The 26,581-nt window shown below is 68.6% G+C and carries 28 protein-coding genes; 14 read left to right on the forward strand and 14 right to left on the reverse strand.

Going from position 1 to position 26,581, the window contains the following annotated elements; all coding sequences use genetic code 11:
- Window positions 1-40 precede the first annotated feature (40 nt).
- The 3 genes from KBZ13_RS10120 to rlmN all read left to right on the forward strand — a co-directional run bounded on the left by KBZ13_RS10120 (window position 41) and on the right by rlmN (window position 5,575).
- Window positions 41-4,150 carry a DNA-directed RNA polymerase subunit beta' gene (locus tag KBZ13_RS10120; RefSeq protein WP_255008783.1) on the forward strand — a complete coding sequence of 1,370 codons (4,110 nt, stop codon included), beginning with the start codon at window positions 41-43 and terminating at the stop codon, window positions 4,148-4,150.
- Between the two features lie 85 nt (window positions 4,151-4,235).
- Window positions 4,236-4,397, forward strand: a complete 162-nt coding sequence (locus tag KBZ13_RS10125; protein WP_409995642.1) for a high light inducible protein — start codon at window positions 4,236-4,238, stop codon at window positions 4,395-4,397.
- Window positions 4,388-5,575: a 23S rRNA (adenine(2503)-C(2))-methyltransferase RlmN gene (rlmN, locus tag KBZ13_RS10130; protein ID WP_255008784.1), complete on the forward strand. Its 1,188-nt coding sequence runs from the start codon at window positions 4,388-4,390 to the stop codon at window positions 5,573-5,575. Before KBZ13_RS10125 ends, rlmN begins: the two co-directional genes overlap by 10 nt.
- Here rlmN and KBZ13_RS10135 read toward each other — a convergent pair.
- On the reverse strand, window positions 5,498-6,823 hold the full coding sequence (locus KBZ13_RS10135) for an AmpG family muropeptide MFS transporter (RefSeq protein WP_255008785.1): 1,326 nt from the start codon (window positions 6,821-6,823) through the stop codon (window positions 5,498-5,500). The two genes, rlmN and KBZ13_RS10135, sit on opposite strands and share 78 nt — an antisense overlap.
- 70 nt (window positions 6,824-6,893) lie before the next feature.
- Here KBZ13_RS10135 and KBZ13_RS10140 point away from each other — a divergent pair, with 70 nt between their 5' ends.
- The 6 genes from KBZ13_RS10140 to KBZ13_RS10165 all read left to right on the forward strand — a co-directional run bounded on the left by KBZ13_RS10140 (window position 6,894) and on the right by KBZ13_RS10165 (window position 10,161).
- Window positions 6,894-7,019: a hypothetical protein gene (locus KBZ13_RS10140; RefSeq protein ID WP_255008786.1), complete on the forward strand. Its 126-nt coding sequence runs from the start codon at window positions 6,894-6,896 to the stop codon at window positions 7,017-7,019.
- 115 nt (window positions 7,020-7,134) lie between these two features.
- Window positions 7,135-7,875 (forward strand): HEAT repeat domain-containing protein, encoded by a 741-nt coding sequence (locus KBZ13_RS10145; RefSeq protein ID WP_255009104.1) that lies wholly within the window; start codon window positions 7,135-7,137, stop codon window positions 7,873-7,875.
- A 53-nt stretch (window positions 7,876-7,928) separates the two neighbouring features.
- The gene (locus KBZ13_RS10150) at window positions 7,929-8,141 is read left to right on the forward strand and encodes a DUF2997 domain-containing protein (protein WP_255008787.1); all 213 of its coding nucleotides are present in this window, start codon (window positions 7,929-7,931) and stop codon (window positions 8,139-8,141) included.
- Between the two features lie 12 nt (window positions 8,142-8,153).
- Window positions 8,154-8,546, forward strand: a complete 393-nt coding sequence (locus KBZ13_RS10155) for a DUF1257 domain-containing protein (protein WP_255008788.1) — start codon at window positions 8,154-8,156, stop codon at window positions 8,544-8,546.
- Window positions 8,547-8,551: 5 nt separating this feature from the next.
- Complete coding sequence (locus KBZ13_RS10160) at window positions 8,552-8,950, forward strand: ferredoxin (protein ID WP_255008789.1); 399 nt, start codon at window positions 8,552-8,554, stop codon at window positions 8,948-8,950.
- Window positions 8,947-10,161 (forward strand): aldo/keto reductase, encoded by a 1,215-nt coding sequence (locus KBZ13_RS10165; protein WP_255008790.1) that lies wholly within the window; start codon window positions 8,947-8,949, stop codon window positions 10,159-10,161. The genes KBZ13_RS10160 and KBZ13_RS10165 overlap by 4 nt, the downstream gene beginning before the upstream one ends.
- 5 nt (window positions 10,162-10,166) lie before the next feature.
- Here the strand turns inward: KBZ13_RS10165 and rsmG are convergent, their stop codons facing one another.
- Window positions 10,167-10,931, reverse strand: a complete 765-nt coding sequence (gene rsmG / locus KBZ13_RS10170; RefSeq protein ID WP_255008791.1) for a 16S rRNA (guanine(527)-N(7))-methyltransferase RsmG — start codon at window positions 10,929-10,931, stop codon at window positions 10,167-10,169.
- 57 nt (window positions 10,932-10,988) lie between these two features.
- Here rsmG and KBZ13_RS10175 point away from each other — a divergent pair, with 57 nt between their 5' ends.
- The gene (locus KBZ13_RS10175) at window positions 10,989-11,567 is read left to right on the forward strand and encodes a J domain-containing protein (RefSeq protein WP_255008792.1); all 579 of its coding nucleotides are present in this window, start codon (window positions 10,989-10,991) and stop codon (window positions 11,565-11,567) included.
- Complete coding sequence (locus KBZ13_RS10180) at window positions 11,509-11,775, forward strand: DUF3143 domain-containing protein (RefSeq protein ID WP_255008793.1); 267 nt, start codon at window positions 11,509-11,511, stop codon at window positions 11,773-11,775. Before KBZ13_RS10175 ends, KBZ13_RS10180 begins: the two co-directional genes overlap by 59 nt.
- A gap of 6 nt (window positions 11,776-11,781) precedes the next feature.
- On the opposite strand, the gene bioA is transcribed toward KBZ13_RS10180, so the two are convergent.
- The 6 genes from bioA to KBZ13_RS10210 are packed head-to-tail and all read right to left on the reverse strand — an operon-like array spanning window position 11,782 to window position 16,596.
- Complete coding sequence (gene bioA, locus KBZ13_RS10185) at window positions 11,782-13,053, reverse strand: adenosylmethionine--8-amino-7-oxononanoate transaminase (protein ID WP_255008795.1); 1,272 nt, start codon at window positions 13,051-13,053, stop codon at window positions 11,782-11,784.
- A 14-nt stretch (window positions 13,054-13,067) separates the two neighbouring features.
- Window positions 13,068-13,223 carry a hypothetical protein gene (locus tag KBZ13_RS10190; protein WP_255008797.1) on the reverse strand — a complete coding sequence of 52 codons (156 nt, stop codon included), beginning with the start codon at window positions 13,221-13,223 and terminating at the stop codon, window positions 13,068-13,070.
- Entirely contained in the window at window positions 13,220-13,873 is a 654-nt protein-coding gene (gene bioD, locus KBZ13_RS10195) for a dethiobiotin synthase (protein ID WP_255008800.1), read from the reverse strand. The genes KBZ13_RS10190 and bioD overlap by 4 nt, the downstream gene beginning before the upstream one ends.
- Window positions 13,870-14,709 carry a methyltransferase domain-containing protein gene (locus tag KBZ13_RS10200; protein ID WP_255008802.1) on the reverse strand — a complete coding sequence of 280 codons (840 nt, stop codon included), beginning with the start codon at window positions 14,707-14,709 and terminating at the stop codon, window positions 13,870-13,872. Before KBZ13_RS10200 ends, bioD begins: the two co-directional genes overlap by 4 nt.
- Complete coding sequence (locus KBZ13_RS10205) at window positions 14,702-15,436, reverse strand: alpha/beta fold hydrolase (RefSeq protein WP_255008803.1); 735 nt, start codon at window positions 15,434-15,436, stop codon at window positions 14,702-14,704. Before KBZ13_RS10205 ends, KBZ13_RS10200 begins: the two co-directional genes overlap by 8 nt.
- Window positions 15,427-16,596 (reverse strand): aminotransferase class I/II-fold pyridoxal phosphate-dependent enzyme, encoded by a 1,170-nt coding sequence (locus tag KBZ13_RS10210; RefSeq protein WP_255008805.1) that lies wholly within the window; start codon window positions 16,594-16,596, stop codon window positions 15,427-15,429. The genes KBZ13_RS10205 and KBZ13_RS10210 overlap by 10 nt, the downstream gene beginning before the upstream one ends.
- Before the next feature lie 51 nt (window positions 16,597-16,647).
- Between KBZ13_RS10210 and KBZ13_RS10215 the strand changes: the two genes are divergently transcribed.
- On the forward strand, window positions 16,648-19,527 hold the full coding sequence (locus KBZ13_RS10215; protein ID WP_255008807.1) for a DEAD/DEAH box helicase: 2,880 nt from the start codon (window positions 16,648-16,650) through the stop codon (window positions 19,525-19,527).
- 4 nt (window positions 19,528-19,531) lie between these two features.
- On the opposite strand, the gene purB is transcribed toward KBZ13_RS10215, so the two are convergent.
- On the reverse strand, window positions 19,532-20,827 hold the full coding sequence (gene purB / locus KBZ13_RS10220; protein WP_255008810.1) for an adenylosuccinate lyase: 1,296 nt from the start codon (window positions 20,825-20,827) through the stop codon (window positions 19,532-19,534).
- Between the two features lie 97 nt (window positions 20,828-20,924).
- Here purB and KBZ13_RS10225 point away from each other — a divergent pair, with 97 nt between their 5' ends.
- Window positions 20,925-21,806 carry a TlyA family RNA methyltransferase gene (locus KBZ13_RS10225; protein WP_255008813.1) on the forward strand — a complete coding sequence of 294 codons (882 nt, stop codon included), beginning with the start codon at window positions 20,925-20,927 and terminating at the stop codon, window positions 21,804-21,806.
- Between the two features lie 34 nt (window positions 21,807-21,840).
- Here KBZ13_RS10225 and KBZ13_RS10230 read toward each other — a convergent pair whose 3' ends face one another.
- The gene (locus tag KBZ13_RS10230; protein ID WP_255008814.1) at window positions 21,841-22,179 is read right to left on the reverse strand and encodes a P-II family nitrogen regulator; all 339 of its coding nucleotides are present in this window, start codon (window positions 22,177-22,179) and stop codon (window positions 21,841-21,843) included.
- A gap of 365 nt (window positions 22,180-22,544) precedes the next feature.
- Between KBZ13_RS10230 and queF the strand changes: the two genes are divergently transcribed.
- On the forward strand, window positions 22,545-22,958 hold the full coding sequence (queF, locus tag KBZ13_RS10235; RefSeq protein WP_255008816.1) for a preQ(1) synthase: 414 nt from the start codon (window positions 22,545-22,547) through the stop codon (window positions 22,956-22,958).
- Here the strand turns inward: queF and KBZ13_RS10240 are convergent.
- The 4 genes from KBZ13_RS10240 to KBZ13_RS10255 all read right to left on the reverse strand — a co-directional run bounded on the left by KBZ13_RS10240 (window position 22,946) and on the right by KBZ13_RS10255 (window position 26,578).
- Window positions 22,946-24,256 (reverse strand): cytochrome c biogenesis protein ResB, encoded by a 1,311-nt coding sequence (locus tag KBZ13_RS10240; protein WP_255009106.1) that lies wholly within the window; start codon window positions 24,254-24,256, stop codon window positions 22,946-22,948. The genes queF and KBZ13_RS10240 overlap by 13 nt on opposite strands.
- 32 nt (window positions 24,257-24,288) lie before the next feature.
- On the reverse strand, window positions 24,289-25,023 hold the full coding sequence (locus KBZ13_RS10245; protein WP_255008818.1) for a cytochrome c biogenesis CcdA family protein: 735 nt from the start codon (window positions 25,021-25,023) through the stop codon (window positions 24,289-24,291).
- An 18-nt stretch (window positions 25,024-25,041) separates the two neighbouring features.
- Complete coding sequence (locus KBZ13_RS10250) at window positions 25,042-26,259, reverse strand: FtsW/RodA/SpoVE family cell cycle protein (protein WP_255008819.1); 1,218 nt, start codon at window positions 26,257-26,259, stop codon at window positions 25,042-25,044.
- 118 nt (window positions 26,260-26,377) lie between these two features.
- Window positions 26,378-26,578, reverse strand: coding sequence for a phycobilisome linker polypeptide (locus tag KBZ13_RS10255; RefSeq protein ID WP_255008821.1), 201 nt, complete (start codon window positions 26,576-26,578; stop codon window positions 26,378-26,380).
- Window positions 26,579-26,581 lie beyond the last annotated feature (3 nt).

A 26,581-nucleotide genomic window follows, 5' to 3' on the forward strand; every position in this document is an offset into this window, starting at 1 on the left:
TCAACGCCTGCTCCATCCGCTTCCCCCTCCGCGCCCAGCCATGACCACCACCCCCGCCAAGAAAACCTCCAAGAAGGCCGCCAAGGCCATCGAGCCGGTCGTTGAAGCCCCGGTGCTTGGTGCCTGCGCTCCGCTCAGCAAGGCGGCTCCCCCGTTCCGCAACCGGGTGATCGACAAGAAGGCCCTGCGCAACCTGGTGGCCTGGGCGTACAAGAACCACGGCACGGCGGCCACCGCCTCGATGGCCGATGAGCTCAAGGATCTGGGCTTCCACTACGCCACCCAGGCGGCGGTGTCGATTTCCGTTGACGACCTGCGCATCCCCAGCGACAAGCCGGCGCTGCTTCGCGAAGCAGAGGAGCAGATCACCGCCACCGAGGAGCGCTACCGGCTGGGGGAGATCACCGAAGTTGAGCGCCACACCAAGGTGATCGACACCTGGACCGAAACCAACGAACGGCTGGTGGAGGCCGTGCGGCGGAACTTCAACGAGAACGATCCACTCAATTCGGTGTGGATGATGGCCAACTCCGGCGCCCGGGGGAACATGTCCCAGGTGCGTCAGCTGGTGGGCATGCGTGGCCTGATGGCCAACCCCCAGGGGGAGATCATCGACCTGCCGATCCGTACCAATTTCCGTGAGGGCCTCACGGTCACCGAGTACGTGATCTCCTCGTATGGAGCTCGCAAGGGACTGGTCGACACCGCCCTGCGCACGGCGGATTCCGGTTACCTCACCCGCCGTCTGGTGGACGTCGCCCAGGACGTGATCGTGCGCGAGGACGACTGCGGCACCACCCGCTGCATCCCCATCGATGCCGATGACAAGGGCAAGTACGCCGCCAAGTTGGTGGGGCGCCTGGCGGCCGAGCCGGTGCTGGATGCCAATGGCGAGGTCCTGGTCCCCCGCGACGGCGAGATCGACCCGCCCCTCTCCCGCCGCATCGAGGCCGCCGGTGTGCGCAGCGTGAAAGTGCGCTCGCCGCTCACCTGCGAGGCCGCCCGTTCGGTCTGCCGCAAGTGCTACGGCTGGGCCCTGGCCCACAACGAACTCGTCGATCTCGGCGAAGCCGTCGGCATCGTCGCCGCCCAGTCCATCGGCGAGCCGGGCACCCAGCTGACCATGCGCACCTTCCACACCGGTGGTGTGTCCACGGCCGAAAGTGGCGTGGTGCGTTCCGTGGTGGAGGGCACGATCGAATTCGGCAGCAAGGCCCGGGTGCGTCCCTTCCGCACCCCCCATGGTGTGGAGGCCCAGATCGCCGAGCTTGATTTCACCCTGCAGGTGAAGCCCAGCGGCAAGGGCAAGGTGCAGAAGCTGGACATCACCAGCGGTTCGATCCTGTTCGTCGACGACGGTCAGACCCTGCCCTCTGACACGATCCTGGCCCAGATCTCCGCCGGTGCCACCACCAAGAAGAGTGTCGAGAAGGCCAGCAAGGATGTGATCTGTGACCTGGCCGGCCAGGTGCGCTACGAGGAGGTGATCCAGCCCAAGGAGGTCACCGACCGCCAGGGCAACATCACCCTCAAGGCCCAGCGGCTCGGGCGTCTCTGGGTGCTCAGCGGCGATGTCTACAACCTTCCCCCCAACGCCCAGCCGGTGGTGCCCGGCACCCAACCGGTCAAGACCGGCGATGTGCTCGCCGAGAGCCGTCTGGTGAGCGAGTACGGCGGCGCCGTGCGCCTGCGGGAGTCCACCGGTGATTCAAGGGAGGTGCAGATCGTCACCGCCAGCCTCACCCTTAAAGATTGCAAGTTGCTGGGTGAATCCACCCACTCCGGTGAGACCTGGCACCTCGAGGGCAAGGACAGCATCCGCTACCTGCTCAAGACACGGCCGGGCAGCAAGATCAGCGGTGGCGAGGTGATCGCCGAGCTCGCCGACGATCGCTTCCGCACCAGCACCGGCGGCATGGTCAAGTTCGCCCCCGGGCTCACGATCAAAAAGGCCCGTTCGGCCAAGAACGGCTATGAGGTCAACAAGGGCGGCACCCTGCTGTGGATCCCCCAGGAAACCCATGAGATCAACAAGGACATCTCCCTGTTGATGATCGAGGACGGCCAGTGGATCGAGGCCGGCACCGAAGTGGTCAAGGACATCTTCAGCCAGACCGCCGGCATCGTCACGGTCACCCAGAAGAACGACATCCTGCGGGAGATCATCGTCCGCTCCGGCAAGCTGCATCTGATCAGCGACAGCAAAGTGCTCTCCCGCTATGGCGGTGACGGCAAGATGGTCAATCCCGGCGAGGAAATCGCCCCGGGTCTCAAGGCCGAGGCGATGCAGTTCGTCGAGGCCGTCGAAACCACCGAAGGCGGCGCGCTGCTGTTGCGGCCGGTGGAGGAATACGCCATTCCCGATGAGGCTCACCTGCCCGAGCTCGCCACGATCAAGCAGAACGGCGGCCCAACACTGGGTCTCAAGGCCGTGCAGCGCCTCACCTACAAGGACGGGGAGCTGATCAAGTCGGTGGACAGCATCGAGTTGTTGCGCACCCAGCTGATCCTGGAAACCCACGACACCACTCCCCAGATGACGGTGGACGTGGAATCGGTGCCCGACAAGCGCGCCAAAACGATCGAGCGCCTGCAGCTGGTGATTCTGGAATCCCTGCTCGTGCGCCGCGACACCCTCTCCGACGCCAGCCACGGCTCCACCCACACGGAGCTGCAGGTGGAGGACGGCATTGCCGTCAAGAGCGGTGATGTGGTCGCCACCACCCAGATTCTCTGCAAGGAGGATGGGGTTGTGCAGCTGCCCGATCTTGTCGAGGGTGAACCGATTCGCCGGTTGATCGTGGAGCGCGCCGGCGACACCAAGCCCATCGCACTGGGCTCCGCCAAGGCCAGTGTCAGCCTTGGCCAGCGGGTCGTCGACGGCGATGAACTCGCCCCCGGTGTCCTGGCCGGCCATTGCGGCGAGGTGGAGGCCATCGATGGCCACTCGGTCACCCTGCGCCTCGGCCGTCCCTACATGGTCTCGCCCGACTCGGTGCTGCATGTGCGCGACGGGGAGCTGGTGCAGCGCGGTGACGCCCTCGCCCTGCTGGTGTTCGAGCGTCAGAAGACCGGTGACATCGTCCAGGGTCTGCCCCGGATCGAGGAGCTGCTGGAGGCCCGCCGTCCGCGGGAATCGGCGATCCTCTGCCGCAAGGCCGGAACGGTGCAGATCAAGCTCGGCGACGATGGCGATTCGGTCACCGTTTCGGTGATCGAGCAGGACGACATGATCACCGACTACCCGATCCTGCTGGGGCGCAACGTGATGGTCAGCGATGGCCAGCAGGTCACCGCCGGTGAGTTCCTCACCGACGGCCCGGTCAACCCCCACGAGTTGCTCGATTGCTACTTCGAGGATCTGCGCTCCCGCAACCCGGCCCTCGACGCGGCCCAGGTGGCGATCTCCCATCTGCAATTCCGCCTGGTGCAGGAGGTGCAGAACGTCTACAAATCCCAGGGCGTCACCATCGATGACAAGCACATCGAGGTGATCGTGCGTCAGATGACCAGCAAGGTGCGCATCGAGGATGCGGGTGACACCACCCTGCTGCCCGGCGAGCTGATCGAGTTGCGTCAGGTGGAGCAGGTCAACGGCGCCATGGCGATCACCGGAGGGGCTCCTGCGGAGTTCACCCCTGTGCTGCTGGGCATCACCAAGGCCTCGCTCAACACCGACAGCTTCATCTCGGCGGCGTCCTTCCAGGAGACCACCCGGGTGCTGACCGAGGCGGCGATCGAGGGCAAGAGTGACTGGCTGCGGGGTCTCAAGGAGAACGTGATCATCGGTCGCCTGATCCCCGCCGGCACCGGTTTCAGCGGCTTCGAAGAGGAGCTGCGGGCCGAGGCCGGTCCCCACCCCGACATCCTCGATGAGGAGTCCTCGGGCTACCGCCGCGTCCAGAACCTGCGCCCGGATTACACCGTCGAGATGCCAGCGGCCCCCTCGGTGGCCTCCCAGGTGGTGCTCGACGACCCCTCCGATGAGGATCTGGAGGCCACCCGCAGCCGCCATGGCATCGAAGCCACGGCCAGCAGCTTCGCCGCCTTTGCCCGCCCTGCGGTGGATGAGGGTCTCGAAGAGGTGCTGATTGCCGATCCCGAGGCGATCGAAGGGCTCCAGGAGGAAGGCCTGCTCAGCGAGGAGTGAGCGCAAGCCCCCCTCAGCGCTCACCCCTGGCCGTTCGCTTCAATGGAGCGAGCGGCCTTCCCTTTGTTCGACCCCTGCACCGCCGATGACCCTGCCTGCCCCGACGCGCGTTCCCCAGCGCCGCCTGCCCCGTTTCGGCTTTCACACCCACACCGAGAAGCTCAACGGCCGCCTCGCGATGCTCGGCTTTGTGGCTTTGCTGGCTGTGGAGTACTGGCTCGGCCACGGGCTGTTGGCATGGCCCTGAGCGGGCCCCCTGCTCTGGCCCCAGGGGCGCTGCCGCATCTGCTTGGTCTGGGGCCCGAAGCGCTGGAAGCGTGGGCGGTGGCCGAGGGCCAGCCCGCCTTCCGCGGCCGGCAGCTGCACGATTGGATCTACGCCAAGGGTGCCCGAAGCCTGGAGGCGATCACCGTGCTGCCGAAGGCCTGGCGTGAGCGCCTTGCCGAGCGCGAACGTGACCCGGAGCGCGGACCCGATCGCCTGCAGGGTGGTTCCGGCCTGATCGGCCGTTCCAGCGAACTGCAGCGCAGCGTCGCCCGCGATGGCACCATCAAGTTGCTGCTGGCCACGGGCGACGGCCTCAGCCTGGAGACCGTGGGCATTCCCGCCGGCGATCGGCTCACGGTCTGCGTCAGCAGCCAGGTGGGCTGCCCCATGGCCTGCCGCTTCTGCGCCACCGGCCAACAGGGACTGCAGCGCTCCCTGGCGGTGCACGAAATCGTCGATCAGGTGCTGAGCGTCCGCGAGGTGATGGATCAACGCCCCAGCCATGTGGTGTTCATGGGCATGGGCGAGCCGCTGCTCAACGTCGAGGCCGTGCTCGCTGCCGTTCATTCGCTCTGCCGTGATCTGGGCATGGCCCAGCGCCAGATCACGATCAGCACCGTGGGCGTGCCAGGAGCCCTGCCTCAGCTGGCGGAGCGGGCCCTGGCGGTGCTGGGGCGGGCCCAGTTCACCCTGGCGGTGAGCCTCCACGCCCCTGACCAGGCCCTGCGGGAGGAACTGATTCCCACCGCTCGGGCCTATCCGATCGAGACCTTGCTGGAGGATTGCCGCCGCTATGTGGCGATCACCGGACGGCGGGTGAGCTTCGAGTACATCCTGCTGGGAGGCGTCAACGACCTGCCCCGCCACGCCGATGCCCTGGCCCAGCGGCTGCGGGGCTTCCAGAGCCATGTGAATCTGATCGCCTACAACCCGATCGAGGAGGAAGAATTCCAGCGGCCTTCGCCGCAGCGGGTGCAGGCGTTCAAGGCCGTGCTTGAGCGCCGGCACGTGGCCGTGAGCGTGCGCGCCAGTCGCGGGCTCGATGCCGATGCGGCCTGCGGGCAGTTGCGGCGCCGGGCCTCAGCTGGGATCGCGCTCGGGATCGAAGGCGCCGCGGGCCTGGCTCTCGCCCCAGGGCGTGACCACAGCCATCAGTAAAAAAGCTGGAATTGCCGCTGCCGCAGAAAGCAGGAAAAAATGCTCCCAGCTGGTGAGCTTCACCAGCAGGCCGGAAGGGGCCGCCAGCACCTTGCTGCTGACGGCATAAACACCAGAAAAAACGGCGTACTGGGTGGCCGAGAAGCGTGGGTTGCAAAGGCTCATCAGCAAAGCAACAAATGCGGTTGCCACAAGGCCACTCGATAGGTTTTCCAGCAGCACGGCTCCAGCAACGGCTTTGAGCGACGGCGTGCCCCGGGCCACCAGCCAGTAGCCAAGGTTGCCGGCCGCGCCTGCGATGCCAAAGAGCCAAAGACTGCGGTTCATGCCTAGCCGGCCGAACAAAAAACCACCAATGACAACGCCAGCCATGGTGGCCAGCACGCCCAGTGCTGATTTGATGAGTCCGATTTCGCTTGCTGTCAGGCCCTCGGCCACCAGGAAGGGGCCGCTCATCGGGGCGAGCAGGCCATCCGGCAGGCGATACAGCAGCACAAGGGCCAGGAGCTGCACGGCCCGCCGTTTCCCCGTGCGGGCGATGAATTCGCGCACGGGGCCAATGACGGCCTGACGAAGGGTCAGCACAGGCTGCTCCAGCGGCTTCAGCTCCGGTGCCGCCAGGGTGCAGGGGATCAGGAGCAGCATCAAGGCTCCCGCTGCGACAAAGGCCAGCGGATAACCAGCCACACCGGTGACAAGGAGGGCGCCGGATCCCAGGATCAGGGTGCCGCCGCGAAACCCAAGCGAGTTGGCTGCCGCGCCGGCTCCCCGCTCTTGCTGGGGCAGTAAATCGGTGCGATAGGCATCAATCACGATGTCCTGGGTGGCGCTGAGCACCGCCACGATCAAGGCCATCAAGCCAACGGCGAAAAGGGCCCGCGGATTGGTGCTTGGTTGCAGCAGGGCCAGGCTGGCGATGGCGATCGCCAGCAGCAGCTGGAGCAGGGCGATCCAGCCCCGGCGACGGTCGGGCCAGGGAATCGGCCAGCGATCCAGCAGCGGGGCCCAGAGAAACTTGATCGCGTAGGGCAGTCCCGCCAGGGGCAGCAAGCCGATCAGCTCCACTGCTACACCGTTGGTCGCTAGCCAGATCGGCAAAACTTCCCCCAGGCCACTATTCGGGGCGCCGCTGGCGAAGCCCAAGAGCCCCACCGCCACGAGGCGCCTGCTGGCGCCGGGGCCCCTGGGTTGGTCCGAGGCGGTGGGAGGGGTTGCGTTGGCTGTGGTGTCAGAGGGCGCGGGGTCCAAGGCGATCGGACGGCTGGGCGAACCCTACGGGCGCCGCCATGGCCAGAATGGGGTGATCGCCAGGTCGCCCGTGCAATTTCTCCGCTCCACCCTGCTGCCCGCCGTGATCATGCTGCTGTTCGGCCTGGCCCTGCTCGCCGTCAGTGCCCGCATCTGGCTGCCCAGTGACATGGCCGCTCCGGCACCGATCGGCTAACACCCGGGCTTTTACGATCAGGGCCATGACGGATTCCACGCTGCCCTTCCCGCCGTCGCCCACTGAGGGTCCCCCGTTGTGGCTCAGTCCGCCCGAGCTGGCACTGGACCCCGAGATGCTGGCCACTGAGCTGGCGAAAGAGTTGCTCGGCGATCCGCTCGATGAGCTCGACGCCCTCGATGAGGGCCAGATCGATGTGGCCGCTGAGTGCGACCTGGGCCTGCAGCTGCTCAAGGGCGACCACGCCGAACGGGTCCAGGGCCTGCGCATCTTCTGCGAACACCGCGACCCGCGCGCGATCCAGGTGCTGCTGCCCCTGCTGGAGGCCAGCTGCCCGATCGAGCGCATGAGCGCCGTCTATGCCCTCGGACGCAACCCCGATCCGCTGGCGCTGGCGCCCCTGCTGGCCCTGCTCCAGAACGACAGCAACGGCTATGTGCGCAAGGCCGTGGCCTGGAGCCTGGGCAACTATCCCGACGCACCGGTGCTGGGGCCGCTGATCCGTGCCCTGCAGACCGATGTGGCGGCGGTGCGACTCTGGGCCGCCGGCTCCCTGGCGGATGTGGGGGCCACGGGGCTGGCCAAGGCCGATCAGGCGGCCGGCCAGTTGCTGCTCAGCTTGCGCATTGACAGCGAACCGGTGGTGCGCAGCAACAGTGCCTGGTCGCTGGGGCGGCTCTACGGCGATCTGGTGGAACCCAGGCAGAAGGAGCTGGTGGAGGCGATGGTGGCCACCCTGCTGGGCGATGGCGACAACACCGTGCGCGATGAGGCGCGGGTGGCCCTTGAGCAGCTGGAGGAGCCCCTGGTGCTGGAACGGTTGCAGACCCTGATTGAGGACGGGCTGTTCAGTTGAGCCCGGGAGCGTTCTGATCCGGCTAGATTTCAGGCCACCTTCCGGCAATCGGGATGGCCCAGTCCACCATTCGCTTTCGCATCCGGCCCGATGGTCGTGTGGAGGAGTTGGTGCAGGGCGTGCGTGGTGATGGCTGTGAGCAGCTCACCGAGCGCATTGAGGCTCGGCTCGGCACGGTGCAACAGCGCCGCAGCACCTCCGACGCCTTCCTCACCCAGATCCAGCCGGTCGAGGCCGTCCAGGCCGCCTCCGCCACCACCCCTTGATCCTGTCGTCTGATGTCGCATTTCAGCACCGTCAAGACCGAGCTCCGTGATCGCCAGGCGCTGGTGGAGGCCCTCCGGGACCTCGGCCACGACCCCAGCGAAGGCCAGCGGCCCGTGCGCGGCTACCGCGGCCAGACGGTGCTCGCCGATCTGACCCTTCCCCAGGGCGAGGGCGGTGACATCGGCTTCCGTTGGAACGACGTCAGCGGCAGTTTTGAGCTGGTCACCGATCTCGATCTCTGGAAGCAGCAGGTGCCCGTGGAGCGCTTCCTGGCCCAGCTCACCCAGCGCTATGCCCTGCGCTCAATCCTGGCCGCCTCCACCCAGGAGGGCTTTCAGGTGAGTGAGCAGACCCAGCACACCGACGGCAGCATCGAGTTGGTGGTCACCCGCTGGGACGGCTGAGCCAAGTGTCCGATCCCGCCCTGGCCTTCTCGGCGGCGGCCGCACCAACCGTTGAACCCACCGGGCGTGAACCCCTGCTCGGAGGCGCCCTGCGTCAGAAGGCGGTCTGGGTGGATGAGGCGGTCTGCATCGGCTGCCGCTACTGCGCTCACGTGGCCTGCAACACCTTCATGGTTGAGCCCGACTGGGGCCGCTCCCGGGCCCTGCGCCAGGATGGGGACAGCACCGAGACGATCCAGGAAGCGATTGAAACCTGCCCGGTGGACTGCATCCATTGGGTGGCCTATGAGGAACTCGATGGCCTCAACGAGGGCCTGCGCTGCCAGGAACTCCAGCCCTTGGGACTCCCCGCTCCCGCCCGTTTCAAGCGCGCCCTGCCCCGTTCCCACGCGGCGCGGCCATGAGCCTCGTGCCAGGGATGCCCACCCGGCGCTTCGGCCGCACGGAACTGGCGATGCCCGTGCTCTCGCTCGGGGGCATGCGCTTCCAGCAAAGCTGGAGCGATCTCCCCGGCGAGGCGATCAGCGCCGAGAGCCAGGCGAACCTGCGGGCCACCCTCGAGAAGGCCGTGGCCAGTGGTTTCCACCACATCGAAACCGCGCGCGGCTACGGCAGTTCCGAGCGCCAGCTCGGCACGCTGCTGCCCGAGCTTCCCGATCCGCGCCGCATCCTGCAGAGCAAGGTGTCACCCCAGGCGGATGCGGCCGCCTTCGAGGCGGAATTGACGCTCAGCTTCGAGCGGCTGGGGGTGGAGCGGCTTGATCTGCTCACCCTCCATGGCCTCAACCTGCCGGAACACCTGGAGCAGAGCCTGCGCCCGGGCGGCTGCCTGGAGGTGGTGCGCCGCTGGCAGGAGCGGGGCCGCATCGGCCATGTGGGCTTCTCCACCCACGCCCCCTTGGCCCTGATCCTGGAGGCGATCGCCACCGACGCCTTCGATTACATCAATCTCCATTGGTACTTCATCCGCCAGGACAACCGCCCGGCGATCGAAGCCGCCGGCGCCCACGACATGGGTGTGTTCGTGATCAGCCCCACCGACAAGGGCGGCCACCTGCACACCCCTTCCGAGCGATTGCTGGAGCTTTGCTCCCCCCTGCATCCGATCGTCTTCAACGACCTGTTCTGCCTGGCCGCCGAAGGCATCGACACGATCAGCGTCGGGGCCGCAGGTCCGGAGGATCTCGATCGCCATCTGGAGGCGGTGGCCCTGTTGCCTCGCGCGGCCGAGCTGCTGCCGCCGATCCTTGAGCGGCTCGAGCGGGCCCGTCAGCAGGCCCTGGGAACTGACTGGCTGGCCAGCTGGGAGCAGGGATTGCCCGCCTGGAACCACACCCCGGGCGACATCAACCTGCCGGCGCTGCTCTGGATGCACAACCTCCTGGAGGCCTGGGATCTGGAGGGTTTCGTGCGTGCCCGCTACGGCCTGCTGGGCCACGGCGGCCACTGGTTCCCCGGCGCCAATGCCGATGCCCTCGATGGCGAGGTGAGCGAAGCCCAGTTGCTGGCGGTGCTGGGCGGCAGCCCCTGGGCCGAGCGGATCCCACCCCTGCTCAGGCGCCTGCGTGCGCGGGTGGGTGGGCAGGCGGTGCAGCGCCTGATGGCCAGCGACTGATCGCCTCAGGCGATCGATCCCAGCGGTTGCTTGGCGGGCACCCCCACCGGGCGGGGGTAGAGGCGCGGGCAGGGACCCGTGGCCACCAGGGTGAGGGCATGGCGCACGCCGCGCTCCCCCGGCAGATCCCGCCGCTCCAGCCGCTCCAGCCGGCCACTCAGCGGCACCAGGGCCCGATCCAGCGCCTCGGCGTCGCCGTCGCTCCACTGGCCCCGGTAGAGCAGCGCCTGTCCCTGGGGCCGCAGCAGGGGGAGCAGGTATTCGGCCACCACCGGGGCGGTGGCCACCGCCCGGGCCATGGCCAGGTCGAAGTGGCCCCGGCAGGCCCGTTCCTGGCCCGTGCGCTCCACCCGCTCGCAGCGCAGGGTCACCCGCTCCGCCAGCCCCAGGGCGGCGGCCATGGCCCGCACCGCCTCGGTCTTGCGCCCGACCGAATCCACCAGGGTGAGGCGGGCCCTGGGCAGGGCGATCGCCACCGCCAGGCCGGGGAAGCCGCCGCCGGTGCCCACGTCGATGCAATCGGGTGCCGCCTTGGGGTTACCCAGCAGCTCCTGGAGCGGCCAGAGGCTATCGAACACCTGGGAAATCCAGTAATCGTCGCCCTCCACCAGGCGGGTGAGGTTGAGGCGGCCATTCCAGTCGCGCAGCTGCTGTTGCAGGCGCTCCAACAGGTCCAGTTGCTGCGCATCCGGGGTCCAGCCCAGGGCCTGCCAGAGCCCAGCGGCGGGCTCGCTGGCGCCAGGGAAGGCGGTACCGGATTCGGCGGGCATCCGCTCGGACGGGGACGGTCGTTCTCTCTAGGATCCCGCACACCCGGTCGTTCGCTGGTGGCTGGCGGAGAACCCACGCGACAGACCCACTACGAGCTGCTGCAGCTGCCGCCGAGCGCCACGGTGGAGGAGCTGCGGCGGGCCTTCCGCAGCCTGAGCAAGCGCTACCACCCCGACACCACCAGCCTGCCCGCCGCCGAGGCCAATGAGCGCTTCCGTCTGTTGCAGGAGGCCTACACCACCCTCAGCGATCCGGCCCGGCGTGAGGCCTACGACGGCCTCCTGCGTCCCCCTGCCCCGCCAAGGCCCGTGCCGGTGCCGCGCCGCGGTGAACCGAGGCTTCGGCCCGTCCGCAGGGATTTCTCCAGTGGCGAGTGGTTTGCCCTGCTGCTGCTCGGCTTGGCCCTCTCGGCCAGCCTGGTGCTGGGGGTGGGGATGGCCTGGGTGCAGGGTACGGAACTGGTGCGTCAACCCAGCTGGTGGGGGGAAGCGGCGGCGGCGAATCTGAGGCTGATTCCGGCGCCGCCAGGGGCCGCTGCGGTGCAGGATGGATCCCAGCCAGGCGTGAGCGCCGGGAATGCCGACACTCCCCACCCCCCAGACGCCTCTCTACAAGCACCCGCTGCCGGCGCTTGAGAGCTGGCTGCGTGGGTTGGGGGGCAGCCAGCAGCGCCAGAACCCCTGCCTCTGGGATCTGCACCAGCCCCAGTGGAGCGCCCTGATCGAGCTGGAGGTGGAGGCGTTCACCGTGCGCTGGCAGCACCAGGGTCAGATCAGCGAGCGCCGGTTTCCCTACGGGCTCTCGCGGGCCGATGCCGAAGCGGCGATCCTGGCCGGGCCCTAGCGCTCGCTAGAGAGCCTCCAGGGCCCGGCTGATGGCGCCATAGCACTGCTCCAGCTGGGTGTCATCGAGGCAGAGGGGCGGCAGCAGGTAGATCACCTGGCCCAGGGGCCTGAGAAACACCCCCTCGGCCAGGGCCCGGCGCTGCACGATCCGACCGGCGGGATTGAAGTAGCCGGGCTTCTCCAACACCAGATCGATGGCGGCGATCGTGCCGATCAGGCGCGGAAAACGCAGCTTGGGATGCTGCGCCAGGACCTCCAGGTGGGGCCGGTGACGGGCCTCGAAGCGCTCGTAGCGCCCAGGGTTCGCCTCCAGCAGCGTCAGGCTGGCCAGGGCGGCGGCACAGCCAAGGGGATTGGCGGTGAAGCTGTGGCCGTGCAGGAAGGTGCGCTCGCTGGCGCCGATGAAGCCCGCATGCAGGGCCTCGCGGGCCAGGGTCACCCCCATGGGCAGGAAGCCTCCGGTCAGCCCCTTGGAGAGGGCGATCAGGTCGGGGGTCAGGCCGGCCCGCTGGCAGGCGAACAGGGCGCCGGTGCGCCCGAAGCCCGTGAGCACCTCATCGGCGATCAGCAGGGCGCCGGCGGCGCGCACCCGCCGCTCCACCTCGCGCAGGAAGCCCTCGCGCACCATGGCCATGCCGGCGGCCCCCTGCACCAGGGGCTCCAGGATCACCGCCGCGGTGGGGGTCTCCAGCAACTGCTCCAGCCTCTCGAGGGCCAGACGCTCGCGGGGCTCCACCCCTTCATCCCCCCACCAGGTGGCGGGCCAGGGGGCGCGGGCCACCTCGAACAGCAGCTCATCGAAGGGGGCCGTGAACGGGGATCGGGCCCCCAGGGCCATCGCCCCCATGGTGTCGCCGTGATAAGCCCCCTCGAAGGCAATCAGTTGGCGCCTGGGCTCCCCCCGGTTGCGCCACCACTGCCAGGCGATCTTGAGGGCGACCTCCACGGCGGTGGAGCCGTTGTCGGAGAAGAACAGGCGCTCCAGGCCGCTGCGGGCGCTGAGGGCGTCCGCCAGCTGCTCGGCGGGGGGGTGGCTGAAGTTGGCGAAGATCACCTGCTCCAGCTCCGTGGCCTGGGCCGCCACGGCCGCGGCGATTGACGGTTCGGCGTGGCCGTGCAGGGTCACCCACCAGCTGCTGATGGCGTCGATCAGCTGGCGGCCGTCGTCGAGCTCCAGCAGGGCGCCCCGGCCGCGCACCGCCCGCAGGGGTGGATCGGCGCTGGCCACCTGGGTGGTGGGGTGCCAGAGGTGGGGATGCCAGCGCTGGGGGGGCAAGGCTGGGCTGGGTTCTACTCGCACACCTTCGAGCGCTGTTCGTTGGCGGCGGCCAGGGGGCCGCAGCTGAACCAGCGGTAGACCCCGACCTCGATGTCGGTGAACAGCACCAGGATGCCGGCGCACAGAGCGAACAGGGCCCCCGTCACCAGCAGGTGGGTCTTGCTCATGGGCGCAGGTTAGGGCCCAGCTGCAGGTGCTGGCCCAGTCCGCTGAGCTGCCATTGCGCCTCCAGGGTCTCCCGATCGAGACGCTCAAGGGTGGGCAGCTGGGCCAGCACCGGCACCCCCGCCAGGGCGTTCAAGGTGGATGCGTTGTTGGGGTGGGGCGGCCCGTTGAGCACGATCCCGAGCAGGGAAAGGCCCCTCTGGCGCAGGGCCTCCACCGACAGCAGGGTGTGGTTCAAGGTGCCCAGGCCGCTGCGGGCCACCAGCAGCACCGGCAGGTTCCAGAGGCGCAGCTGATCGATCTGCAGCCAGTCGAGCCGCAGGGGCACCAGCAGCCCTCCGGCCGTCTCCACCACCAGCGGGCCGCTCACCGCCGGCAGCGCCAGCCGGGTCTCCTCAATGCGCAGCACCTCCTGCTGCGCCGCCCAGTGGGGCGACACCGGGGCCGCCAGCCGGTAGGCCTCCGGCAGCACCCGATCAGAAGGCAGCTCCAGCAGCTCCCGCACCCGGTCGCTGTCGCCGCCGCCCTCCAGGCCGCATTGCACGGGTTTCCAGTAGGTGGCCCCCAGCCCCTGCACCAGCAGGGCACTGACCACGGTCTTGCCCACGTCGGTGTCGGTGCCGCAGACCACCAGCCGCAGGGCTTCTGTCATGGCCGCCGCCTGGGCTTTTGACCCACCAGGATCTGCAGCTCCCAGCTCAGGACCTTCACGGCTCCCTGGGCGGGCCAGTGGGCCTCCAGGGCCCGCAACTCCCCTGCCGACAGGGGCCTCACGCGGCTGGCGCTGGCCCCGAGCCCCTTGAGCTCGCGCAGCAAGGCCAAGGCGCTGGGGGCTGTGCGGCTGAACGGCAGCCTCCGCTCCACCCGCAGCTCCAGCCAGGTGCTGCAGGTCGCTTGCAACGCTTGGGCCTCGGGCAGGGGCAGGGCGCTGCAGGGCACATGTGCCGCCTGGGCCGCCTGCTGCCATTGGCGAAAACTGCCCTGGGTGGGCACCGCCAGCACCAGCCAGCCTCCGGGCTGGAGCGCCCGGCACCACTGCTCCAGTTGGGCCAGGGGCTGCTCCAGCCAGTGAAGGGCGAAGCTGGAGGCCAGCAGGGCCGCGCCCTCCAGCTCATCCGGCAGCCCCCCGTTGAGATCCCAGAGCAGGGAGGGAGCTGGTGGGGAGCCGTCGGCTCCAGGACAAGCGGAGCGCTCCCCCTGGCGCAGCAGCTCGGCGCAGTGGTCGAGGCGCAGCATGGTGAGTTCAGGCCGCTGGGCCTCCAGGGCCCGCGCCAGCAGGCCACTGCCCGCCCCCAGATCAGCTGCGGGCCCTTGCGGCAGGGGCAGGTCGCGGCTGAGGTGGCCCAGGCGCCAGGCCACGGCCCGCTGCAGGTGCGCCAGCTGCTCGTAGCGGCCGGCGCTGCGGGCGAAGCGCCGGCGCACCTCCAGTGGGAACGGTTCCGTTGGCTGTGGGGGGCTGCCGCCGGGCTTTGTGAGCAGATCAACCATGGCCGCTGACTTCCGCGGAAAGCGCCGCTTCCAGCCAGTTCAGCACTGGAGTGAGCAGATCGGCCCGCAGCAGGCTGTGGCCGGCACCCGCCAGGGTCCAGTGGCTGGCCCTGGGGAGGGCTTCCACCAGCAGGCGACGGCTCTCAGGGGCCACGATCCGGTCGTCGCCCGCCTCCACCACCAGCACCGCTGCGCTGGCTGGAAACGCTTCCGGCAGCGCGGTGAGGCGGCCGAGCAGGTCGAGGTCAGCGAGCAGGCGACCCTGGCCGGCGGGGGGCACCCCCTCCTCCCGGGGCCCTGCTGGCAGCAATTCCTCGGGGTCGGGGGCGGCGGCCTGGGCCAGGAAGTCTTTGAGTAAGCCATCGCTGTCGCCGTTGCTCAGGCGATTGGCCATGGCCTCCAGGGCCAGTTGTCCGCGGCGCCCGGGGGCTCCTGGGGGCACGAAGCGCCCAAAGCTGGCCAGCAGCACCACCGCCTCGGCCGCGGCCAGCACGGCACCGGGAACCAGGTGAATCCCCATGGAATGGACCAGCAGGGCGCGGCGTCCCGTGCCCGACCACTGCGGCTCCAGCTGCACTTGATGGCCGTAGCCCCGCTCCCCCCAACCCAGGCTCCAACCACGCCGGGCGGCGGCCGCCCCCCAGGGGGCCCAGGCCCGGTGGTCGCCCCCCCAGCCGTGCATCGCCAGCAGCTGCACACCCCCAGCCGCCGGATCGCTCAGCGCCATCGGGCCAGGGCCTCCAGCAGCCGCTCCAGGGTGCCGGGCGGCAGGTCGCTGCGCAGCACCAGCCGCAACCTCGCCGTTCCCGCCGGCACCGTGGGTGGGCGGATCGCCACGCTCAGCAGGCCTGCGGCCTCCAGGTGCCGCTGCAGCTCCAGGGCCCGATCGTCTTCGCCCACCAGCAACGGCAGGATCGGCCCCTGGCCTGCCACCAGCGGCCAATCGGCCGCCGTCAGGGAAGTTCGCCAGCGCTCGGCACGCTCCAACAACTTCGACCCCAGGTCGGGGGTCTCCTCCAGCAGATCAAGGGCGGCCAGGGCTGCCGCCGCCAGGGGCGGGGCCAGGGCGGTGGAATAGCGGAAGGCGCCGGAGCGCTGCAGCAGCCAGTCGCCGAGCAGATCGCCCGTGGCCAGGAAGGCGCCACCACTGCCGAAGGCCTTGCCGAAGGTGCCGCTCACCAGGTGCACCCCCGCCAGCCCGTGGGCCAGCCCGCGTCCGCCGGGGCCCAGCACCCCCAGGGCATGGGCCTCATCGATCAGCAGCAGGGCCGAATGCCGTTGGCAGAGGGCCGACAGCGCCGGCAGATCGGGGCTGCTGCCCTCCATGCTGAACAGGCTCTCACTGAGCACCACCAGGCGCCGCACGGCAGAGCTGGCCCGTGCCTCGCCCAGCAGCCGATCCAGAGCGGCCAGGTCGTTGTGGGCGAAGCGGCGCAGCTGGGCGCCGGAGGCCTGTACCCCCACCAGCAGGGAGTGGTGGATCAGCCGGTCGGCGAGCACCAGGCTGTGGCGATCGGCCAGGGCCGCCACCGCAGCGATGTTGGCCTGGAAGCCACTGGGAAAGAGCAGCACCCGCTCCCGCCCCAGCCAGGCGGCCAGCCGCGCCTCCAGCTCCCCATGCACCGGCCGGCTGCCGCTCACCAGCCGCGAGGCCCCCGCCCCCACCCCACCCGAGGCGATCGCGGCGCAGGCGGCCGCCTGCAGGCGAGGGTGCTGGCTCAGGCCCAGGTAGTCATTGCTGGCCAGATCCAGCAGCGGGATGGCACCGGCCCCCTCTGGCCGCAGGCCCCCAGCCGCCGTGGGCTGGAAGGCACGCAGCAGGCGCCGGCGGGCGATCGGCAGGCGCTCCAGGGAGCGGCGCAGGGGATCAAGGGGGTCGGCGGCCAAGGGAAGCGGCAGGGCCCGGGGTGGCCGCAGTCTGGCCAATAGGATTCCCTGATGCTGATCGCCAGCTCCGACGTTCCGCCCCTGGAGGAGCTGTTCCCGTTTCCGCTGGATCCATTCCAGCTGGAGGCGATCGATGCGCTCAACCAGGGCCATTCGGTGGTAGTGAGCGCCCCCACCGGCTCGGGCAAGACCCTGGTGGGCGAGTACGCGATCTACCGGGCCCTGGCCCACGGCCAGAAGGTGTTCTACACCACACCCCTCAAGGCGCTCTCGAACCAGAAGCTGCGCGATTTCCGCGAGCAGTTCGGGGTCGAGAACGTCGGTCTGATGACCGGTGATCTGAGCGTGAACCGGGAGGCGAAGGTGGTGGTGATGACCACCGAGATCTTCCGCAACATGCTCTACGCGGAGGTGGATCGCGGCGACGATCCCCTCGCCGATGTGGAGGCGGTGGTGCTCGATGAGTGCCACTACATGAACGACTCCCAGCGGGGCACGGTCTGGGAGGAATCGATCATCCATTGCCCACCTGCGGTGCAGCTGGTGGCGCTCTCGGCCACGGTGGCCAACGCCGGTCAGCTCACCGACTGGATCGACAAGGTGCACGGGCCCACCCGGCTGGTGCTGAGCGATTTCCGGCCGGTGCCCCTGGCCTTCAGTTTCTGCAGCGCCAAGGGGCTGCACCCCCTGCTCAATGATGCGGGCACCGGGCTGCACCCCAACTGCAAGGTCTGGCGGGCGCCGAAAACCACCCACCGCCGCGGCCCCAAGACCCCCAGGCCGCCCCAGCCCGAGGCGGCGCCGCTGCCCTTCGTAGTGGCCCAGATGGCCGAGCGCGACATGCTGCCGGCGATCTACTTCATCTTCAGCCGCCGCGGCTGCGACAAGGCCGTGCGCGACCTGGGCCGGCTCAACCTGCTCACCAACGAGGAGCAGTCCCGGGTGCGCGCGCGCCTGCAGGCCTTTGTGGCCTCCACCCCCGAGGCGGTGCGCGAAGGGGGCCACGATGACGCCCTGCTGCGCGGCATCGCCGCCCACCACGCCGGGGTGCTGCCCGCCTGGAAGGAACTGATCGAGGAGCTGTTCCAGCAGGGGCTGGTGAAGGTGGTGTTCGCCACCGAAACCCTCGCCGCCGGGATCAACATGCCCGCCCGCAGCACGGTGATCTCGGCCCTTTCCAAGCGCACCGACCGCGGCCACCGGCCGCTGATGGGCAGTGAGTTCCTGCAGATGGCGGGCCGGGCCGGCCGCCGCGGCCTCGACACCCAGGGCTATGTGGTGACGGTGCAGAGTCGCTTCGAGGGGGTGCGCGAAGCGGGGGAGCTGGCCACCAGCCCCGCCGATCCGCTCGTGAGCCAGTTCACCCCCAGCTACGGCATGGTGCTCAACCTGCTGCAGCGCTATGAGCTGCCCAAGGCCAAGGAACTGGTGGAGCGCAGCTTCGGCCGCTACCTGGCCACCCTCGATCTGGTCGACGACGAGCGCCGCATCACCGAACTGCGCCAACAGCTGGAGGGTCTTTCGGGCAGTGTCACCGATGTGCCCTGGGACGCCTTCGAACTCTATGAAAAGGAGCGGGCCAGGCTGCGGGAGGAGCGGCGCATCCTGCGGATCCTGCAGCAGCAGGCGGAGGAAACCCTGGCCCATGAGCTCACCCTCGCCCTGCGATTCGCCAGTGAGGGCACTTTGGTGAGCCTCAAGGCACCCCAGCTCAAGGGTCGGGTCACACCGGCGGTGATCGTGGCCAAGGTGGAGGGCAGCGGTCAGTTCCCGCTGCTGCTCTGCCTCACCGATGAGAACGTCTGGATCCTGGTGCCCTGCCATGCGGTGGTGAGCCTCCATGCGGAGCTCAGCTGCCTGCAGGTGCGCGAGGTGGACGCCCCAGAGCTGCACCACCCCGGTGAGCTGCGCCACGGCGACCAGGCCAGTGGCGGTCTGGCCCTTGCGGTGGGCTCCATGGCCCGGCGCCACGACATGGCCACCCCCCAGTACGACCTGGCCGGGGAAGTGAAGGCCCAGGCGCTGCTGGTGCACCAACTGGAGCTGGCCCTCGAACTCCATCCCGCCCACAGCACCGGCGATCGCAAGCAGATCAAGAAGCAGCACCGGCGCATGGAGGAACTCGAGGAGGAGATCGGCGAACGCCAGCGGCTGCTGCACCACCGCTCCAACCGCCACTGGGACACCTTCCTGGCCCTGATCGAAATCCTGCGCTTCTTCGGCTGCCTGGAGGATCTCGAGCCCACCGACATCGGCCGCACCGTGGCGTCCCTCCGGGGCGACAACGAACTCTGGCTGGGGCTGGCGCTGATGAGCGGCCACCTCGATGAGCTCGAACCCGCCGAGCTGGCGGCGGTGCTGGAGGCCATCTCCACGGAGGTGAATCGCCCCGATCTCTGGAGCGCCTTCAACACCCCGCCCGCCGCCGAGGAGGCCCTGCACGATCTGGGCGGCATCCGCCGGGAGCTGCTGCGCCAGCAGGAGCGGGCCGCCGTGGTGATGCCCCTCTGGTACGAGCCGGAGCTGATGGGGCTGGTGCATTCCTGGGCCAAGGGCACCAGCTGGAACGACCTGATCGCGGGCACCTCCCTCGATGAGGGCGATGTGGTGCGGATCATGCGCCGCACGGTGGATCTGCTGGCCCAGATCCCCTACGGCGAGGCCCTCAGCGAGCAGCTGCGCGGCAAGGCCCGACTGGCCCTCAAGGCGATCAACCGCTTCCCGGTCTGCGAGCCGATCGATCTGCTGAGCCCCGTGGGGGCGGGCCTCAATCCGGCCACGGCCAAGGCCGTGCCGCCACCACCCACTCCTGGCACGACATCGGCCAATTCCCCAGCTGCAGAGCCCCAGATCACGGGTGATGATCTCAACGGCAGCAGTGGCCCCGAAGCCAGCTCAAGCGAAGGGAGCCTCACGGAACAGGCGGCCTGAGGAATCAGATCGCCAACCGCTCCCAGATCACGCTCAGGTTCGCCTGGTGCAGATCGGTGGCGAAGCATTCCGCCAGCTGCCCGGGGCCCAGCCGCGCCGTGACGGCCGGATCAGCTTCGAGGTTGGCGCGGAAGTTGCCGCCTTCTGTGTTCCAGGCGCTGTGGGCGTGCTCCTGGACGATCCGGTAGGCCTCCTCGCGGCTGAGGCCGCTCTCCACCAGGGCCAGCAGCACCCGCTGGCTGAACACCACACCGCCATACACATTCAGGTTGCGCGCCATGTTCGCGGGGTAGACCCCCAGGCCCCTGATCACCGCGGTCATCTCCCGCAGCATGAAGTGCAGGGTCACTGAGCAATCCGGCAGCATCATGCGCTCCACGGAGCTGTGGCTGATGTCGCGCTCGTGCCAGAGGGCCACGTTCTCCAGGGCCGCCACCGTGTAGCTGCGCAGCACCCGCGCCAGGCCGGAGATGCGCTCGCTGCGGATCGGATTGCGCTTGTGGGGCATCGCCGAGCTGCCCTTCTGGCCCTTGGCGAAGTTCTCCTCCACCTCCAGCACATCGGTGCGCTGCAGGTTGCGGATTTCGGTGGAGATCCGCTCCAGGGTCGCCCCCACCAGCGCCAGGGTCTGCACGTACTCGGCGTGGCGGTCGCGGGAGATCACCTGGGTGCTGGCGGTGTCAGGCACCAGGCCCAGTGCCGCGCAGGTGAGCGCCTCCACCTGGGGATCGGTGTTGGCGTAGGTGCCCATGGCGCCGCTGATCTGGCCCACGGCCACCACGGTTTCCAGGCGCTCCAGTCGCTCGCGGTTGCGCTCGCTCTCCGCCAGCCAGCCCGCCACCTTGAAGCCGAAGGTGATCGGTTCGCCATGGATGGCATGGGATCGCCCGATCATCACCGTGCCCTTGTGGGCCCGGGCCAGCTCCCTGAGCGCTGCGGCCAGGGCATCGAGTTCGGTGCGCAGCACCGCCACCGAGGCCTTCAGCTGCAGGGCCAGGCCGGTGTCGAGCACATCTGAGCTGGTCATGCCCACGTGGATGTGGCGGCCCGCCTCGCCCACGTGCTCGTTCACATTGGTGAGGAAGGCGATCACGTCGTGGCGCACCTCCGCCTCGATCGCCTCGATCCGCTCCACCTCAAAGCTCGCCTTGGCCCTGATCTCCGCCAGGGCTTCGGCCGGCACCCGCCCCAGCTGGCTCTGGGCGGCCGTGGCGGCGATCTCCACATCCAGCCAGCTCTGGAACTTGGCCTGCTCGCTCCAGATGCGCCCCATCTCGGGGAGGGTGTAACGCTCGATCAAGGGCCAGCGCCTGGCGACGTCGCACCCAATGTATGGGGCAGGCCACCCGGCGCAGCCTGCGGCTTTGGTTCTGTTTCGGCTGTGGTTGGATGACGCCATGGCCCGAAAACGCCGGCTGGATCTGCATTTACTGGCCCTGGGTCTGGTGGAGAGCCGCCAGCAGGCCCAGCAGCTGATCCGTGCCGGCCGGGTGCGCGCCGGCGATCGGGTGCTGGACAAGCCCGGCATGGAGGTGGCGCTGGAACTGGAGCCCCAGGTGAGCCAGCCCCCACGCTTCGTCTCCCGTGGCGGCGAGAAGCTGGTGCGGGCCCTCGAGACGTTCCCGATCCAGGTGGAGGGTCGGATCTGCCTCGATGGGGGCATCTCCACCGGTGGCTTCAGTGACTGCCTCCTGCAGCACGGCGCCCAGCGGATCTACGGCATCGATGTGGGCTACGGCCAGACCGCCTGGAGCCTGCGCACCGATCCCCGGCTGGTGCTCAAGGAGCGCACCAACCTGCGCCACCTGCGGCCCGAGCAGCTCTACGGGCCCCACGATCCCAGGCCGGATCTGGCGGTGGCCGATGTGTCGTTCATCTCCCTGGCCCTGGTGTTGCCCGCCCTGAAGGGGTTGATGGCACCAGAGGGTCAGGAGGCGGTGCTTCTGGTCAAACCCCAGTTCGAGGTGGGGCGAGCCCGGGTGGGCAAAGGCGGTGTGGTGCGGGATCCCGAGGCCCACGTCGATGCGATCGAAGCGGTGATCGCAGCGGCGGATCGGCTGGGTTGGCGCGCAGCCGGGCTGGTGGCCTCACCGATCACCGGGCCGGCCGGCAACCACGAGTACCTGCTCTGGATGCGGGACGAATGTTTTGACCGCGTTGGATCCAACGGGGAGGGATCGAACACGCCGCTGACCACGCCGACGCTGGATCGAAGCGCCATCAAACATCTGGTGGCCAGCACCCTGAGCCATAAAGAAGCCGACCAACCCTCGGGTTGATCGGCACAGGAGCAGACCCTTGATTCAGGGGCGCTCAGATCGCGCTGCTGTCCTTGTCGCCGGTGCGGATCCGGATCACCGACTCGATGTTGGTGATGAAGATCTTGCCGTCGCCGATTTCACCGGTGCGGGCCGCATCTTGAATGCAGGTAATCACCGTGTCGACACGGTCGTCGTCAACAACAACCTCGAGCTTGAGTTTCTGTAGAAATTCGACCGTGAATTCTGATCCGCGGTAACGCTCGACCTGGCCCTTTTGACGCCCGAAGCCACGCACTTCACTCACGGTCATGCCGACGATGCCGGCATTCACCAAGGCGAGTTTGACGTCCTCAAGCTTGAACGGACGGATGATGGCCTCAACTTTTTTCATGGATCCGGGGATTCATTTCAGGGGGTGTCTCCCAGGACGGTGCCTGAGAGGAAGGGTGAGAGGCGTCCTAGCAGAGGAGTTCGGCGGATGCCCAGCCATTGCAACAATGGACTTCTGCCATTAGGCCGCAGGTGCTGGACGTCCGGTGTATCCATTGCTACTGGCTGCGCCGTTGAGCGGCGACCAGCCTGGGGCCCGGCGTCGGGTCCATGGACGCGAGGCGCAGGCAGGGATTCTCTGCGGGCCTTCTCCATCTAAAGCGGTTGGGATGTCCACGGCGGACATTCGGCTGATTTCTTTTGGGATCGTTGTAAAGAATCGGCCGTTTCGTAGCATCGTGAACCTGATGCACTCCCGCCCGATCGATGGCTGCCCCAGCTCCCAGCGCCCTCACCACCACGCCTCTGTACGGCCAGCGGGAGATCGAGCAGGCCCAGCTGATCTGCTTCGACAACCCCTCCACGGGCCGTCCCTACGAAGTGTCGATCACCCTGCCGGAGTTCACCTGCCTTTGCCCGTTCTCGGGCTACCCGGATTTCGCGGTGCTGCGCCTGATCTACGAGCCCGGCCCCCGGGTCCTTGAGCTCAAGGCGCTCAAGCTCTATGTGAACAGCTGGCGCGACCGCTCGATCTCCCACGAGGAGGTGGTCAACCGCATCCTGGATGATCTGGTGGCGGCGGCCCAACCCGACTGGATCCAGCTCGAGGCTGATTTCAACCCCCGCGGCAACGTGCACACGGTGGTTCGGGTCAGCCATGGCACCCGTCATCTCGGCTGAGGCTGCTGCAGGGAGCCCAGCAGCTGCGGCAGTTCGCTGGCGAAGGCGGTGAGGTTGCGGTTGCAGAGCCCACCCACATGCAGGCGCTGGCGCCCGTCCTCCGCGATCGCCCACAACTGGCGGGTGGCCACCAGGCTGAGGCCGCAACCCACCAGGGCAATGGCGAAGCCGGCGTAGACCAGTGGCACCCCCGGATCGCGCTTGAGCAGCAGGCCACTGGCGGGCAGGATCGAGGCCACCCGAAGGGGCAGGCCGTTCACTTCCAGGGCCTCGCCGCCGGGAATGAGCCGGCCCAGCAGGCTGGCGTCGCTGGCATAGATCTCCACCGGTCCGGCCTCGTTGGTCACGCTCAGCAGCACGGGATCGGTGCCATCGGGGCGGGTGGGCAGCACCAATCCCCAGATCTGATTCCCGAGTTGGGGAAAGCTCTGCAGCGGCAGCTCCAGCAGCGGGCTTTTGCCCAATTGCAGCGTGATCGCCGCCAAAGCCCAGTCCGCCTGGTAGATGGTCATGCCCTGGTGGCGCAGGGGGTGGTTGACGCTGATCTCGGCGCGTTGCTCCAGGGCTGGGGCATCAGCCTGGGGGGGGTTCTTGAGCAGCAAGCGCGAGCGGAACTGCTCAGGACGCCCGGCGGGGTCGCGGTCGATGCCGAACTGCTCAAGCACCAAGGTCAGCTGGCCCTCGCCGCGGCGATCGAGCAACTCGAGCTCGTGGCCCGGGGCCAGAAAGCGCTCCACCCGCTGGCCCCCCAGCGCTCCCCAGGCCGATCCCACCAACAGCACCACAAGCCCCGCATGCACCAGCAGGGGCCCCACCCGACCGGCCACGCCCTTGCGGGCCGCCAGTCGACCCGCCTGGCTTTGAACTCGCCAGCCCCGGGCCGTGAGCAGGGCCCCCAGGCGTTCGAGATCGGCCTGGGGTTCTGGGGAGGCCACGGTCTCCGCCACGCTCAGCTTGCTGAGCTGGCGCGGGGAGCTGTAGTCGACCCAGCGCAGGGCGGCGCGCAGGGCCGGCCACTGGCGGCGCCAGCTGCACAGCACCAGGGACAGCCCCAGCCAGCCCAGCAGCGCCAGGAACCAGTCACTGGAATAGAGGTGATCCAGCTGGAGGGCCAGGATCCCGTCCCCGCGCACCAACCCCAGCCAGGGGGTTTCGTCGTAGAGGCGGTGATAAAACTCGCTGCTTTCCTGCTGGGGGATCGCGGTGCCCAGCCCGCTGGCGATGGCCACGACCAACAGCAGCACGATCGCCAGCCGCAGATCTGAAATCCACGCGGCCACTCGGCCCAGGGCATTCAGCAACGGTGCGACCAAGGTGGGCGAGGCAGAGGTCATGGCAGCTGGGCCAGAAGTGTGAGGCCGCCGGTGAGCACCAGCACGACGCCACTGATCGCCGGAACCCAGCGTCCGACGGACCGCAGGGCCAGCAGGCTCGGCAGGCTGGCCGCCAGGGTTCCCGCCAGCAGCAGGGGCAGCACCTGGCCCAGGCCGAAGCAGGCCAGCAGCACCATGCCCACCACCGGTTTGCCGTTCTGGGCCATCCAGGCCAGCAGCACTGCCAGCACCGGCGTGGTGCAGGGGGAGGCCGCCAGTCCGAAGGCCAGGCCCGCCGCCAGGGGCGCCAGGGGGGCCGGCACCCGTTGGCGCCAGCGATCCGGGTCGGGGCCGGTGGGCAGGCGGAACGTCAGCAGGCCCAGCAGGTTGAGGCCCATCACCAGGGCCAGGGCCGCCACCAGCCCTGAAATCAGACCCGGAACGCGCCCATAGAACAGACCCAAAAGGCCGCTGGCCAGCCCCAGCAGCACCAGCGACGCGACAATGCCGAGCCCAAAACTGACGCTGCGCACCCAGGGCCGCCGCTGCCGGTCGCTGAAGCCGGCCAGATAGGCCAGGGTCACGGGCAGCAGCCCGAGCGAGCAGGGGCCGAGGCTGGTGAGCAGACCTCCGGCAAAGACGATCGCCAGGGTGATCGGACCAGGTGCCGCCAGGGAGGCGCGCAGCAGCTGTTCAGTCCAGCGGGCCAGATCCGCCAGCTGGTCGGCGAGGGAGAGACCGAGGTCGGTCATGGGGGCCCGGTGCAAGTGTCACCCTATCGGGGCGACCCCCTGCCTCCGTCGGCGGGGACGGCCCGGATCCACCCCTGCCGATTCCAGTGAGCAACGGATCAGCAGGCCGGCGGTGAGCAGGCTGGAGAGCAGTGAATTGCCGCCGTAGCTGATCAGAGGCAAGGGCAAGCCGGTGGTGGGCATCGCACCGCTGGCGACGGCGATGTTCAGAATCGACTGGCCCACCAGCAGGGTGGTGCAGCCGATGGCGATCAGCCGCAGCTGGTTGCTGCGGCAGCTCAGAGCCACCCGCAGCCCCACGAAGCCGAACAACAGCAGGAACAGCAGCAGCATCACCGAGCCGATGTAGCCGAACTCCTCGGCGAACACCGCGAAGATGAAATCCGTTGACTGGATGGGCAGGTATTGAAGTTTCTGGGTGGAGAGGCCGAAACCCTCACCCAGGGGCCCGCCGGAGCCGATGGCCAGAAGGCTCTGCACCAGCTGGTAACCGTCCCCCTGGGCATCTTTCCAGGGGTTCAGGAACGACGTCACCCTCACCCGCTGGTAGGTGTTGATCAAGATGCTGCTCACCCCGACAAGCCCCCCCGCCAAGGCCGTGGCCAGCAGGGCGCCCAGGTTGAGGCCGGAGGCCAGGGCCATCAACCACAGCAGCAGGCCCGTCAGGGCGGCTGTGCTCAGGTTGGGTTGCTTGAGGATCAGCAGGATCAGAGCGCCGAACACCGTCAGCCAGAGCAGCTTCTGGTCGATGGCGATGCGCTTCCAGTGGGCAAACAGGGCAGCCCCCTGCAGGACCACGAAGGGCTTGACCAGCTCAGATGGTTGGATCTGGATCGGACCGACCACCAGCCAACGGCTGGCGCCGTTCACGGTGCTGCCGGCCACCAGGGTGGCGGCCACCAGGAGGCCCCCCAGCAACAGGGCGGGGCCGGCCAGCTTGGACCAACGGCGAATGTTCACCCGCAGGGCCAGCAGCAGCAGCCCCCAGCTGGCCGCCAGCCAGAGCAGCTGACGTTTGAGGTAGTAAGCGGCGTCGCCCATTTCCCGCTCGGCCACCCACCAGCTGGCTGATGTGAGGATCAGGATGCCCAGCAGGCTCCAGAGCGCCACCAGACCCAGCAAGAGCCTCGCTTCAGCGGGCCAGAGGGCAAAGGGAAGCGGTAGGAAACCTTTGGCGGAGGCCTCTGGGCTCGGGATCGAGCTGGGGGGACGGTTCGCAATGCCGGGCAAGGCCATGGGCTCAGGAAAGCTTCATCGTCAGCTGGACATGGGCCGCTCACGCCCGAGTGTACGGACAAAAAAAAGCCCGGCCAGTGCCGAGCTTGGATGAAAGTTGGTGAGGTGAGCGAAAGACTCAGTTGCCGACGTTGATCTGACGCCGACCCGCCACGAGTTCGACCTTCAGAATCTTTCCGCCCTGCTTCATGATGCGCTGTTGTTCAGCGAACCAGCTTTGGTACGGCACCCACTTGGTGAAGTAGGTGTTTTGCAGCTCGCGCTGGGTCCGAGCCTTTTCAGGACAGGGAATGCAGGCCGTGATCTTGAACAGACGCATGGG

It is taken from the genome of Cyanobium sp. ATX 6F1 (genome assembly GCF_024346315.1).
Taxonomy (GTDB): domain Bacteria; phylum Cyanobacteriota; class Cyanobacteriia; order PCC-6307; family Cyanobiaceae; genus ATX-6F1.